General features: G+C 56.1%; 13 protein-coding genes and 1 tRNA gene. 8 read left to right on the forward strand and 6 right to left on the reverse strand.

Annotated features, from left to right (window positions below; genetic code table 11):
* Positions 1–123: 123 nt before the first annotated feature.
* The 7 genes from FEM03_RS21265 to FEM03_RS25730 all read left to right on the forward strand — a co-directional run bounded on the left by FEM03_RS21265 (position 124) and on the right by FEM03_RS25730 (position 5,452).
* Positions 124–1,227: a class II fructose-bisphosphatase family protein gene (locus FEM03_RS21265; protein ID WP_138088327.1), complete on the forward strand. Its 1,104-nt coding sequence runs from the start codon at positions 124–126 to the stop codon at positions 1,225–1,227.
* A gap of 38 nt (positions 1,228–1,265) precedes the next feature.
* Positions 1,266–2,486 (forward strand): Tm-1-like ATP-binding domain-containing protein, encoded by a 1,221-nt coding sequence (locus FEM03_RS21270; RefSeq protein WP_138088328.1) that lies wholly within the window; start codon positions 1,266–1,268, stop codon positions 2,484–2,486.
* 126 nt (positions 2,487–2,612) lie between these two features.
* Positions 2,613–2,894, forward strand: a complete 282-nt coding sequence (locus tag FEM03_RS21275) for a hypothetical protein (protein ID WP_138088329.1) — start codon at positions 2,613–2,615, stop codon at positions 2,892–2,894.
* Positions 2,895–3,181: 287 nt separating this feature from the next.
* Positions 3,182–4,114: a GNAT family N-acetyltransferase gene (locus FEM03_RS21280; RefSeq protein ID WP_138088330.1), complete on the forward strand. Its 933-nt coding sequence runs from the start codon at positions 3,182–3,184 to the stop codon at positions 4,112–4,114.
* 112 nt (positions 4,115–4,226) lie between these two features.
* Positions 4,227–4,820, forward strand: a complete 594-nt coding sequence (locus FEM03_RS21285; protein ID WP_138088331.1) for a Pycsar system effector family protein — start codon at positions 4,227–4,229, stop codon at positions 4,818–4,820.
* Between the two features lie 150 nt (positions 4,821–4,970).
* A complete protein-coding gene (locus tag FEM03_RS21290) occupies positions 4,971–5,228 on the forward strand; it encodes a hypothetical protein (RefSeq protein WP_138088332.1) in 258 nt (85 codons plus the stop codon).
* Between the two features lie 89 nt (positions 5,229–5,317).
* Entirely contained in the window at positions 5,318–5,452 is a 135-nt protein-coding gene (locus tag FEM03_RS25730) for a hypothetical protein (RefSeq protein ID WP_276609665.1), read from the forward strand.
* 40 nt (positions 5,453–5,492) lie between these two features.
* On the opposite strand, the gene FEM03_RS21295 is transcribed toward FEM03_RS25730, so the two are convergent.
* From FEM03_RS21295 to FEM03_RS21320, 6 genes are all read right to left on the reverse strand, one after another.
* Positions 5,493–6,095, reverse strand: a complete 603-nt coding sequence (locus FEM03_RS21295; protein ID WP_138088333.1) for an ImmA/IrrE family metallo-endopeptidase — start codon at positions 6,093–6,095, stop codon at positions 5,493–5,495.
* 8 nt (positions 6,096–6,103) lie between these two features.
* Positions 6,104–6,484 carry a helix-turn-helix domain-containing protein gene (locus tag FEM03_RS21300; protein WP_138088334.1) on the reverse strand — a complete coding sequence of 127 codons (381 nt, stop codon included), beginning with the start codon at positions 6,482–6,484 and terminating at the stop codon, positions 6,104–6,106.
* Between the two features lie 273 nt (positions 6,485–6,757).
* Entirely contained in the window at positions 6,758–7,153 is a 396-nt protein-coding gene (locus tag FEM03_RS21305) for a hypothetical protein (protein WP_138088335.1), read from the reverse strand.
* A gap of 82 nt (positions 7,154–7,235) precedes the next feature.
* Entirely contained in the window at positions 7,236–7,931 is a 696-nt protein-coding gene (locus tag FEM03_RS21310; RefSeq protein WP_138088336.1) for a hypothetical protein, read from the reverse strand.
* Between the two features lie 275 nt (positions 7,932–8,206).
* Positions 8,207–8,282 (reverse strand) — tRNA-Thr (locus FEM03_RS21315).
* A gap of 85 nt (positions 8,283–8,367) precedes the next feature.
* Positions 8,368–10,929: a beta strand repeat-containing protein gene (locus tag FEM03_RS21320; protein WP_138088337.1), complete on the reverse strand. Its 2,562-nt coding sequence runs from the start codon at positions 10,927–10,929 to the stop codon at positions 8,368–8,370.
* 145 nt (positions 10,930–11,074) lie between these two features.
* On the opposite strand from FEM03_RS21320, the gene FEM03_RS21325 reads away from it, so the two are divergent.
* The gene (locus tag FEM03_RS21325; protein WP_138088338.1) at positions 11,075–12,979 is read left to right on the forward strand and encodes a hypothetical protein; all 1,905 of its coding nucleotides are present in this window, start codon (positions 11,075–11,077) and stop codon (positions 12,977–12,979) included.
* Positions 12,980–13,059 lie beyond the last annotated feature (80 nt).

Raw genomic sequence — 13,059 nt, forward strand, 5'->3', positions numbered from 1 at the left:
CATTGCGAGCCGGTTTGGGGAAGCGCAAAGGTGTCGGGTTTTTTTAGGCGTCGGAGCCGAGGAACTATGATTGACTGAGGGCAGTGAATTGCCCATTATGACGGTCCACCCTTCTTTTTTCCCATGTCGATTTCGAATTCCTTTGTTGCACCGCTCAGTTCCAATCGTGATATCGAACGACTGGTGCAGCTCGATTTCCTGCGTGCGACGGAGGCGGCGGCGTTGAATGTGATGCAGTGGGTGGGCAAGGGGGAGAAGGAGATGGCGGATGAGGCGGCGTGTGATGCGATCCGTGGGATGTTTGATTTGATGAACATTCGTGGTGAGGTGGTGATTGGTGAAGGGATCAAGGACAATGCGCCGGGCATTTTTAAAGGGGAGCGGATGGGGACGTGGCTGGAGGGGACGCCGAGTTATGCGATTGCGCTGGATCCGGTGGATGGCACGACGAACTGCAGCAAGGGCATGCCGAACTCGATCTCGTGTATTGCGGCGGTGAGCCGGGATGCAGATGGCGGGTCGCAGTTGCTCGACATGCCGGCTTATTACATGAAGAAGCTGTCGTATCCGCAGGCGGTGCGTCGTGCGTGGATGGCGGATCCGAGTTTGCCGTTGCATCCGGATGCGCCGATTGGTGAGGTGATTCATTTGGTGGCGCGGATCTTGGGCAAGGAGGTGCGCGATGTGGTGGTGATTGTGATGGATCGTCCGCGCAATGGGTATTTGGTGGAGGAGGTGCGGCGGTGCGGGGCTTCGTTGCGAATGATTGCGGATGGGGACATCACCGCAGCACTGGGGCCTGCGTTGCCGGGTTCGGGGATTGACATTTATTGCGGGATTGGCGGCGCAACGGAAGGGGTGCTGGCGGCGGCGGCGTTGCGTTGTTTGGGCGGCGGGATGCAATCAAAAATTTGGGTGTCGAGCGAGGCGGAGCGGCAGTCGTTGATTGCGGATGGCTGGGGTGACAAGCTGGACAAGGTTTTCCTTTCGCGTGACCTTGCGTTTGCAGACGAGATCATTTTTTGCGCAACGGGGATCACTGATAGTCCGTTGCTGCGCGGGGTGAACGTGAAGGGCCAGGTGGCGACGACTTACAGTGTTTTGATGCGGGCGAAAACGAAGACGGTTCGTTACATGGAGACGCATCACAATCTTCAGGAGAAGACGATTCGTTTGAGGTCGACCTCGAATGAAGTGTTGCTGAACCATCCGCCGGTTGAAGGTTAGTGGATGCATTATTGAGTTGGTCTTAAACTGAAGATACCATGCCGACCATTGCTGTTTTAGGGACGTTTGACACGAAGGGTCACGAGCACGCATTCATTGCGGCCATGATCCGGCAGCGAGGTTATGAGACGTTGTTGATCAATGTGGGCAGTTTGGAGAAACCGCTGATTGAGCCGGATGTGGGATCGGAAGAGGTGGCGGCGTGTGGTGGGGATGAATGGCAAGAGGTGCTAGGAAAAAAAGATCGTGGTCTGGCGGTGACATGGATGGCGAATGCGGCGGCGAAGTATGTGGCCGGGTTGGTGGAAAAGGGAACGATTGACGGCATCATTTCCTTGGGAGGTGGCGGTGGCACGGCGATTGGAACGGCGGCGATGCGGGCGTTGCCGATTGGTTTTCCGAAGGTGATGGTGTCGACTTTGGCGAGCGGCAATGTCGCGCCGTATGTGGGTTCGGTGGATGTGGTGATGATCCCCGCAATTGTGGATGTGGCGGGCATCAATCGGATTTCGCGGACGATTTTTGAAAACGCGGCGGGGGCAATTTGCGGGATGGTGGAGGCGGCGGTGGCGCGGGCGGATCGTCCTGCGGCTGACAAGCCATTGGTGGTGGCCAGCATGTTTGGCAACACGACGGATTGCGTGACGGAGGCAAGGCGACTGGTGGAAGAGGCGGGTTTTGAGGTGCTGGTTTTTCACTCAACAGGTCAGGGTGGTCGGGCGATGGAGTCGTTGATTGCCAGTGGATTGGTGGCAGGAGTTTTGGACATCACGACAACGGAATGGGCGGATGAGCTGGTGGGCGGAATTTTGGGGGCGGGGCCGGACAGGCTGGATGCGGCGGCGAAGGCGGGAGTGCCGGCGGTGGTGGTGCCGGGTTGCCTGGACATGGTGAATTTTGGAGAACCGCAGAGTGTGCCGGCGAAGTTTGCGGGAAGGACGTTTTATCATCACAATCCGCAGGTGACGCTGATGCGGACCAATGCAACGGAGTGTGCGGAGTTGGGTCGGATTCTGGCAGAGAAGGTGAATGCCTACAAGGCTCCGGTGACGGTGTTGTTGCCGAAGAAGGCGATCAGCATCATCAGCGCTGCGGGACAGCCGTTTTATGATCCAGTGGCGGATGAGGCGTTGTTTGAGGCGATCAAGCATGGGGTGCGCGAAGGGATCGCGGTGGTGGAGATGGACTGCGCGATCAATGATCCAGAGTTTGCGAAGGCGTGTGCAGAGGCATTGTTGGGGAGCGTGAAAAGGGGATAGCGGTCATCAATCTGGGCGCTGGAAATGGCGCTGGTGTGGACTAAGTGGCAGACTAAAAAATGCCCAAATGTTTTGAATAGGCGGGGAACCCTTTCGTCAGATGTGGGGTCAATCAACCAAACGATTATGAAAACGATCCTCGCCATTCTTTCCGCCACATTGGTTTTGGGTGCCTTCGCTTCACAAGCTGAAGCCGGTGATCATTATAGGAGATACAGCAAGTCCCGCTACTGTGAACCTGAGAGAAGGGTTTATGTGCGCGAATGCCCTCCTCCTCGTGTGGTCTATGTTCGTCCGCCCGTTTACGTGCATCGCCCCGTGTGTGCGCCGCGTCCGGTGTATGTGGAGCCCTGCCATCAACCACGGCGTTATCATCGCTCGGGTTTCAGCATCACGTTCACTCGTTGAACGGGTGTCTTGGGGCTCTCACTGAGATCTCATCCCGCCTGGTAAATTTTTTGCCGGGTGGCTCTTGAAGATGAGGAGCAATGGAGCGGATTTTCCTGCTGTCGTCGCGGGAGAATCCGGTTTTTGTTGGCCTGCATGGCCGTTTGAAGAGAGGAGGTGGGGGCTCGGAATTTGGAGATGATGGTGATGGTGATGTTGAGGGTTGTCGTGAAGCCGGCGCAGACAGACGTGAGAGTCAATTTTTTGCTGGGCTGTTCAAGTCATTTGGCTAAGCTGGAGGGACAGCCATGTCCTTTGAATTTTCCACCGTCCGCAGTGATGAACATCCAGCTATTGCCGCCTTGTTGCATGGCTCGTTGGTGCACTGGTATGAGTCAAAGTTGCGTCAGGGGTATCGATTTGGGGACAGCCCGGATCCGTTTTTGATTTTTCCACAGGTGTATGAAGCGCTGGATCCGGGTGAAGCGATGGTTGCTCGTGAAAAGGAAGGCGGACAGATCCTCGGGGTATGTTTTGTGCATCGACGCGAAACGCATTTTGCGGTGGGGATCGTGGCGACTTTGCCTGATGCGGGGGCGCGAGGGGTGGCGCGGGCGATGATGCAGGAGGCCATCAAACGTGCGGAGGCAGAGGGTAAACCGGTGCGGCTGGTGTCGAGTTTGTTGAATCTGGATTCGTATTCGCTGTATACCAAAATGGGCTTTGTGCCGCGCACGATTTTTCAGGATCTGATGATGGCGGTGCCAGAGGGCGGCATGACGGTGCAAGCACCGCAGGGCGTGGATCGAGTTCGGGTGGCGCGTGCGGATGAGGCTTCGGCGCTTGCCGATTTTGAGGCGTCGTTGCAGGGAATCCGTCGTGAGAAAGACTACGCGTTTTTTTTGGAGGACCGTGTTGGACTTTGGAAGGTTTGGGTGAGTGAAGGTGGCGATGGGCGGATCAATGGAGTCTTGGTGGTCAGCCTTAATGCGGCAATGCCGATGCTCGGTCCCGGGGTTGCAGGTGATGAGGCGGCGGCATTGGCGATGATCTGGACGGCGCTGAATGAGTTGGGGGGAAAGAGTTATGTTTTGCTGGCTCCGGCTGCTGCTGCGGGGTTGGTGAGAACGCTTTATGGATGGGGTGCACGCAACATTGAATTGCATGTGGCTCAGGCCTATGGAGATACTCCTGAAGGAAGCGGGATCGTCTTTCCGACGTTTCTGCCTGAATCGGCTTAGTTGGGCGGTGAGCGAAGAGAAAAGATGAACGAATCGTTCGGAAGTCTGGTGGAAATTGAGGGATTTGGCCTTCCCAATTCAATAAGTTACGATTCCGTCACATAAGGGCTCCGTGCTTGCCCGATGGTCAATCGCCCCGGAAGATCGCGGCCCAATGTCCGAGCCCACTGTTTCTGATCCATCCGAATTCCCTCCTAATGCCAATCAAGATTCGATGACCGGGAACGCGATCTATCTGCTGCGCACGGTTCATCAGCATCACGTGGCCCTCAGTGCGCTTGCCGATCAGAAGGCCAGCTTTCTTCTTGGTGGAACCATCGTGATCCTCGGTTTCGTCGCGACGGCGAATCAGCAAGCCTCCATCGGCCTGCCATTTCTTGTTTTGGCAGCGGGATCGGTTCTTGCATTGGTGTTCTGCTGTCTGACTTTGATCCCGCGGATCCGTTTTCATGACCCGAAACAACCCGGATTTAACCTGCTATTTTGCAGTCACTTCATCAACTTGAGCGAGGATGAGTTCATTCGCCGGATGAAGGCGACCATTGATCGCGACGCGTCAATTTCTGAAGCCTTGTCACGAGACATTTATCAGATGGGCGGCATCATTGTCCGTCGCAAATTGAAGACCCTGAGGTTTGCCTACGGGGCCTTTCTGGCAGGGATTATCGCCTGCGTCGTTGGCTGTGTGTTGCAGGCGATTTTTTGAGAAGCGTTTTCCTGGCAGGAATGGAGCCGGTTGTCGGACTCGAATCGAGACCTGCTGATTGAAAACCTCCCACCGAATCACACGGAAGCGCCGCCGCTTTTAAGGCGTCAACAGAAAGCACTCGCCGTGCAACAAGAGCGTTTGGCAGCAATGCCGACCACTGAGGAGGTTGCCGCCTTCCGTGCAAAGGTGGAAGCCTTGCTTGGCGGGTCGAAGGCATTCACCGCGCTTGCTGGCCAACGGATCAAGATCGGCGTGGAGATCGGTCGACAGGTCAATCAGTGGATGCCGCGCATTCCCTACGCCAAGCGGGGCGACTGGTTCGCCGAGAATCTGCCTAGCATCAATCGTTGCATCCACGGCTTCAACGCCTGGCTGCCAAAGTGGAGGGCGGAAATTTCGATTTAAGGCAGGCCAGCAACCTCCATCAAGCGTTCATCCTATCTGGTGCATTGCCAGCGAACACGCAGCGCGGGAAGTCCATCCGTGACGCATGGATGCGCCCCGTCACATGGGCACGCCGGGTGAAGCTGAAGATCCTTCAAGAGAACATCGAAGCCTACACCCCCGCGCAGAAGGTGGAGTTAAAGGAGGCGGTGGGGCCGCTGGTGGAGTTGTATGGGCGGTTGTAGAGGGGTGATTACGAGAATCCGAGAGTGAGGATTGTTTCGACTATGAGGAGCCGATTAATTTTTCTTTAATCAGACGTATCTCTATCACAGTTGTAGACACCGCAAAGTGGCCCGCAAGGGCATCCACGGCCTCTACAAGGATGCCCTCCTCAATGGGTTTGGATGAGTCCACGTAAAGCGCCAATCGGGAACTCAACTCATTGCGTGGGACCAACAATGCACCAGCAAATTCATTCGCATGATATTCCAGGAAACTATATTCTCGTTCCGGAATCTCGGAATAGAATTCCCTCAACTTTTTCTCATCTTTCGGGAACTGTTCAGCCAACTCGCGATGTAATACATAGTGTCCGATTTCATGAGCCACACTGTATCGCATTCGCCCATGAAATCGACCCTGCATATATTGATCCCGATCGACGGCAAGCGTGTTGAAATCTATCCCCAGTAAGGCATCAACTCCAAGGTCATTTAGGAGATTATCTACAACGCGCATTTCCAAACCTAAACCAAACTCAGCTATGGCCAGGACGTCGATTGGGTAATCACCACTGGGCCAAAATTCTTCTCGGAATTCATCAGCGCGAGACCAGCAAACTTTGGCAGGATAATAAGGGGCTCGAAAAAGTGGAGGATCAGGCATATAAACAATTAGCTATTCTGAATTTTCTCAATGATGGCCTGCATCTCCTCATCTGTTGGCTTTTTACCCCTAAGAGTTCTGAAAAAAGCTGGTAAAAATTTCACAATGGAATCTTCATTCATAAGATCGCTAGGGATCTTTCCTCGATCCGCCGCCGCGTGATCAAAAAAACGAAGCCAAGCGTCATCGCCTTCAATTAAACCCAGAGCGGTCGCGTATCGCTCTAAAATCGCTCTATCGTGAGGAGGCGGCAAAAGGCCTCGCTCGATTCTACTAATATTTCCCGGGTCAGCTTGTGCGGCGATGCTGAAGCTACGCAGTGATATTTTCTTGAGCATCCTCAGAGATTTAAGGTAGCCCCCGAATGTAGTGATGGTCGTTTGATTCATTGGGAATAAGGGTATGGGGATCACATATTAACTACGAATGTTGTATAAAATCAACAACAAGATTCAATCATGCACCTAATAAATGGTTCAAAAGAACACATTTATGGAAATATGTGAGGCTTTCGAGGCAGGCGATCAAGCCCTCCAGTATATCAAACTAGCTGCTGAAATGTGGAACGAGTGGAACCCCCTGAACGTCACTGGCTAACCTCTCGCCACCTCACTAACACGGCGTTGGAAACCAGGAAGAGGGCGATGTGATCCGCACCCCTTTCAAAGTCGGGTGAGCTGAAGGAACTGGTTGGCCGTGTTGCACCGCCGCTCTGACGTTTCATCGTCGCTCCCAGCGTTCACGAACAGCCACAAGCCACACTCATCGAACCACTGCACCGCCTCGGCGCAGTCGAGGGGCTGCCACTTTCCACCGATCCAAATCTGATAGTCCAGATCGATCTCGGCCTCGTCGACCACCACGCCGCGCCCTCGCTCGTCTTGAATGGCGAACCTACCAGAAGCGCACCCCAGCACGGTGACCGCCACCCCATCTTCCCAGGTTGCATCAAGCTCGCATTCATCCAATCGGTGGAACCTGCCAACCATTCCCGGCATCGGTCGCAGCTTATGCACGCCGGGAACTGAACTGAAATCAATCGCGTTCATATTGTTCATTAGAACACTTTATGAACAGCGGTTCAAGTTTTGGTTTCCGCTCGCGATTTTTTGGGGAGAGATGCAGCGCTGGGCAAGTCAGCTATGGGGTTCTGTTCTTTTTTTGGCCCTCGTAATTCAACACCTCGAAGCTTTTGACTGTGCTTTTTGACCCAAGAACGGTTGTGTAGGAGAAAGTTCCATCTGGTGTAGCCTGCACGCGGAACATTGCATCATCGAACAACCCTACTGGCAGATTGCCAAATAAATACATGGGTGGACCTGAGGGAGCCAAGCCGCCCGAACCGACGCCTCCTCCACCGCCTACTGCCGCCATGCTGCTGGCGACGGGACGACCCGGGCCCATTTGTTCTGCAATCACCCCCTTTTTATCGACCGAAATCACTCTCACGAGCATCGTCACTGACTTAGCCAATTTTGCCTGATGGTCTTTGTTTGCCTGAATGCGGTCATTTTCCGCTTGCCTGATTCGCTTGACCTCCTCCTCCTCTTTCATCGCAGCGGCCGCCATTTCTTTTCGATGTTTCGCCGCCGCTTCAGAATCAAACGCAAACCTCTGTTGAATTTCAGTCGGGAGTTTTTCGAACGGCACTTTCACAGTTCCGGAATCATGAACAAATCGAAGGCCGTCAGGATCAACTTTTGTGAGGGTTGCGTTCGTGTAGACGGTCTCTCCCCCGAAGTCTTTTTTGACGCGTAACTCGTCCAATTTCAATTCAGCGACTTGAGCAAATGCCGAAGTGGACAAAATGAAGACGAGAGAAAGAGCGACTTTCATAAGGGCAAATATTAGATTCTTTGAGGCAAAGCAGCAATTATTTTCAATCTTCAAGCCGTGCAAATTAAATGGAGGTGATGAGCCGATGGCTATGGCGACAGCATACCCTGATCGGGGAGAGGTGGTCACCGCTGGCGATGGCGGCAACTGACAACTGTTGTCTCGAATATGGCTGAGTCAGAAATGGGACAAGCCATCAAAAGGGAGAATTTCAAAAGTGTCCAAGTCTGATTTTTACATGAACACCGTGAACATCCATAATCGTTGATTCTGAATGGAGCCGGTTGTCGGACTCGAACCGACGACCTGCTGATTACAAATCAGCTGCTCTACCAACTGAGCTAAACCGGCTTTGATTTTCAAAGTTCTGCCTTGCGGCGGGAGGGTTGGGAATATGGACGGAATCGCTGGATCGGCAAATGATTTTGACGGCAGGTTAACGGCGGCGCTGGATAAGGAGGGCGCCAAGTGCGCCAATTAGGAGCAGCATGCGCGAAGGTTCAGGAATGGCGTCGGCGATGGTGAGGTAAAGTCCGTCGGAGGTGGTGTAGCTGTTCCAGACGAGATTGGGCGCGAGGGTGGGGAGGAGGGCTGGGTTGATGGTCGGCGTGCCAGTGGAGGTGGGGGCACCGGTCCAGTCGATGAGCTTCCAAGTGTCGTTGATCGCCCAGGTGGTGGTGGTGAGGCCGGTGGCTGAGACTTGCAGAATGCTGTTGGTGAGATCGACGCCGGTGTTCGAGTAAACGCGCAAACGATCGTTTTCAGCGAGTGACGTTGATGAGCCATCATTGCCGAACAGGTCGAACTGAAGGGTGCCGAACAGGCTGACGTCGAGGGCGGTGGGGGCAAGGGCGTCGCCGATGGTGAGGATTTGAGGGCCTCCGGCGTTCAAACCATGGGTGCTGCCAACCATGAGGTTGGTTCCCTGATTGATGGTGATGTTTTTGCCTGCGCCGCCGAGGAGGGTGCCGTTGCCTCCGAGCGTGGCGTTGCTGCCAGTGAGGCTGGTCAGGCTGCCGCTGCCGGTGGCTGATCCGGTGGTGTTGTTGGCGAGCAGGGTGCCGCCATTGAGAGCGGTATTGCTGGTGTAGGTGTTGGCGGCGTTGAGTGTGAGTTTGCCGGTTCCAATTTTGGTAAGGTGGGAGGTGTCGTTGGTGCTGGAGACAACGGCGTCGATGGTGAGGTCGCCACTGCCACCGATGGAGGAGGCGCTGGCGAGGTTGACGGAGGAGAGGTTGGCGACGGCGGTGTTGGTTCCGGGTCCGCTAAGGGTGACGGTGGGGGCTGAAGTGTATCCGCTGCCGGCGTTGGTGACCGCGACTTCAGCGGCGAAATTGTTGTTGTTGGTGGTGAAGGTGGGATTGACGACACCATTGACGTTGCCTGAGCCGGGGACGGCGAAGGAAATCGAGGGGGCGGAGGTGAAGCCACTGCCCATGCTGAGGATTTCCACACCGGTGACAACGCCGCCTGCGACGGTCACCTTGGCGGAGGCACCCTGGCCGCCGCCAGCGGTGATGTTCGGGGTGGAGTAGGTGTTGGAGCCGGTGCCGGTTTGATTGCTGCCGCCGTCGGTGACAGTAAAGCTGGCTGCGGTGACGCCGAGGGTGGCGACGGCTGATGCCCCGGTTCCGCCGCCGCCAGAGATGGTGACGGTGGGCGTGGTGCCTCCGACGTTGGCGCTGGAGGAGGTGACGGTGATGGAGGCGATGCCGTTGCCGATGCTGGCTTCAGTGGCGCTGTTGTTGGTGAGGGCTCCCACTCCGCCATTTCCGGTGCCGTTGAGGGTGAAGACTTCGTTGACGTTGGTCTGGCCGTTGAGGTCGAGGGTGCCGGTGGTGACGGTGGTGCCGCCATTGGTGCCGTTGGTGGTGAAGCCGGTGCTGCCGAGGGCTTGGGAGTTGCCGATGATGAGGGTGCCGCCGTTGACAATCGTCTGGCCGGCGTGGGTGTTGGCGCCGTTGATGGTCCAGGTGCCGGTGCCGGCTTTGGTGACGGTCATTTTGGCCTGGTTGGTGATGGCGCCGTTGACGATGCCATTGCCGATTCCTTGCAGTCCGAGGCTTGAGAAGCGGTCGCGTGAGGAGGTGGTGATGTTGCCGTTGAAGGTGGCGGTTTCGCCTGCGACGGCATTTTCGAGGATGCCACCGCCATAGTTGCCCATGCCGGCAAGGTTGCTGCCGCCGACGGAAGAGGTGCCGTTGGCGATGTTGATGGTGCGGTTGGTGGTGCCGGAGCCTGCGGTGCCGTAGCTGCCGCCGAGGATGGCGTAGTCGTTGGTGAGGCGCAGGGTGGCGACGCTGACGGACTGGGCGTAGGATTGGCCGAGGGTGATGGTGGTGCCTCTGCCGATGGCGGAGTTGACGCCGCTGTTGGCGATGTTGTTGACGCTAAGGACGCCGGCTGCGGCGCGGGCTTCGCCTGCAAAACTGTTGTTGGGATTGGAGAGGGTCAGGGTGCCGCCATTGGTGCGATAGACGTAGGCGCTGACGACGCCTTCCATGGTGACGTTGCCGCCAGTAACGTAGAAGGTGCCGGAGCCGGTGATGTCGCCTGTGAAGGTGAGGGTGGTGGAGCCGGCACTGGAGACGGCGCGGTTTCCGCCAGTAAGGGTGTTGATGTCGAATTCGATACGCTGATTGTTGGCGCTGCTGTTGGCGATTGCTCCGTTGGTGTTGAGGGTGATGCTGTTGTCGCCGGTGAGGGTGAAGGCGGAGGCTCCAGCGAGGAATGTTATGGAGTTGACGGCGTAGCCGGCGGCAAAGTCGTTGGTAAGGGTGGCGGCTCCGGTGTTGGAGAATTGCAGGGCGAAGCTGCCAGCGGAGATGTCGAAAGGGGTGGTGGCTCCGCTAATCCAATTGGCGGAGTCATTCCAGTTGTCGGCGGCTCCGTTGCCATTCCAAAGCGCCTGGGCGCTTACTGTTTGGGTGAGGGTCGCGGCGAAAAGGAGCGATAGAAAACTGCGGCGCAGGGTTTGGAGAGGGTTGAGTGGGGTCATGAACGCGTGGCGGGTCGGAGGGAATTTTTATGATAAGGGAAAAGGGGGAGAATCACAGTCATTTTAAGGGTGAGGTTGGATTTTGTTGCTGGTGGGACGGGGTTTGGCTGGACAGTAAATGGTTGAGGCTGAGAGAATGTGGTCAATGAGATGCTGTTTGTTGCTCGGTTTGCTGATTGTTTTGTGTCGAGGGGTTTGCCTTGCGGCGGAGGTGGATCCGGATGCGTGGGTGACGCGATCGTTTTGGATGCCGGGTGGGATGGTGTCGGTGGAAGCGGGGTGGGGTGATGAGACGGGGCGGTTGGTGGAGTTGCCGCGAAAGGGTGCTTCTGAAGGTGAGTGGGTATCGGTGCTACGGATGCACACGGAGTGGATGAAGAGACAGCTTGGGGGTGGTTTGGTGAGCTTTCCTGAAGGAACGGTGTTGGTTTATGATCGTAAAAGCGACACGCTGGCGATGCGATCGACGGTGGCGGGAATGCAGTGGGCGGAAACATTGGAGAAATCGGCGCTCGACAAGGTGCAGCGCTCGTTGGTGTTCCGTTTGGAGGTGGTGGAAGGGGATGCTGGGATGATACAGGAGATGGTGAGCGAGGCGGCAGATTTAAGGGAGCATGGGGAGATTTGGAAGCGGTTGGAGGGGTTGATCAAGGAGGAGAAGTTGCTGGTGCGTGAAACGTCGCGGCTTGAGGTGAAGTCGGGTCAGCGAGGGGTGTTGGAGACAGGGAAGAGGTTGACGGAGTTTGTGTCAGTATCGGTGGATGCAGAGGGTCGGATGGAGCTGGTGGAAGAAGAGAGGCGGGCGGGAATGAGGTTGGAGGTTGATCCAGTATTGAGGCCTGATTTGAATCAGGTGGATGTGAATTATGTTTGGAGTGATGACGACGCGCCTTCAGCGAAGAGGATGAAAATTTTGAGGTCGAAGCCGGGGGATCTGGGGATTGAGATGCCGGTATTAGATGGAAGCGGCGTGTCGGTGACAACCACCGGGACTTTTCTTGATGGGGATGTGAGGTTGGTAGGGGTGTGGTCGGTGGGAGTTGTTGCGAGGAGGATGCGGGCGGCGTTTTTGAAGTGTGAGGTGGTGCCTCTGTTTGCGAAGAAGGCGGACGAGCGGTTGGAGGAGGGGTTGAAGAAATATGCGGATCTGGTGGAGATAATTCCGGTAGAGAAGAAGAGCGGCGTGGATGGAGGTTTGAAGGTGCGGGTGTTTTCGGTGCCGGGCGATTTTTTGATCCAGCATGTGATGGTGGGGGAAGATGGCACACCGGTGGATCCGTTTTCGAATACCCCTACCAAGCGGGTGTTTTCGTCGGCTCGTGAAGTTTTGGAGGGGTGGGGGATTCAGTTTCCTGAAGGCGCAGAGGCGGTGTTTTCAGCGGCAAGCGGAACACTGTGGGTAAAGAATACGGAGGAGACTTTGGAGGCGATCGAGATGTATGTGGGGCACCCTCGCAAAAGACCGCTCACTCTGTCTGCGACGGTCCGGGTGGTTCAGGGGGATAGTGCGTTGGTGAGGGAATTGATGGGGCGGATGGGGGAGAGCGGCGATCATTCGGCGTTGTGGGAAGAGGTGCAGGTGGGGATGAAGGAAGGGAAGTTTTCGGCGGTGGATGCGATGCGGTTGGAATGTCGCTCCGGCCAGCGGGCAGTGTTTAAATCGGGAATGGAATTTGGTGATTTTCCGTCTTTGAAATTTGAGGAGGAGGTGCGGCAGGATGGGAAGGAGGTGGAGACGGATGGGGAGAGGAAGGGGGTTATGAAATCGAAGTTGGAGACGGGTTGGGCGGGGATGTGTTTCGAGATGGATCCGTTGTTGGGGCCGGATGGGTTTACGATGGATTTGAATCTGGCTTTTGAGTTTCACCATGCGCCGCCGGATTGGGATGAGGCGAGCGGGGGATGGGAGTTTCGTTGTTTCGAGACCACGACGAGTTTGACGGTGGAGTCGGGGAGTCAGCGGGTGATCGGGGTTTGGAAACCGGAGGGGGTGCTGGGGGATGTGTTGCAGGTGGCGTTTTTGAAAATGGTGAGGGTGGGGGGGGAGTAGGAAGTTGCAGGGATCTTTGCAGGTGGCAGGACTGATGGGCGCTTCGCGTCGGGTTCCCGGCAGGATGCCGGGAACGACAC

Source organism: Phragmitibacter flavus, assembly GCF_005780165.1.
Classification (GTDB): domain Bacteria; phylum Verrucomicrobiota; class Verrucomicrobiia; order Verrucomicrobiales; family Verrucomicrobiaceae; genus Phragmitibacter; species Phragmitibacter flavus.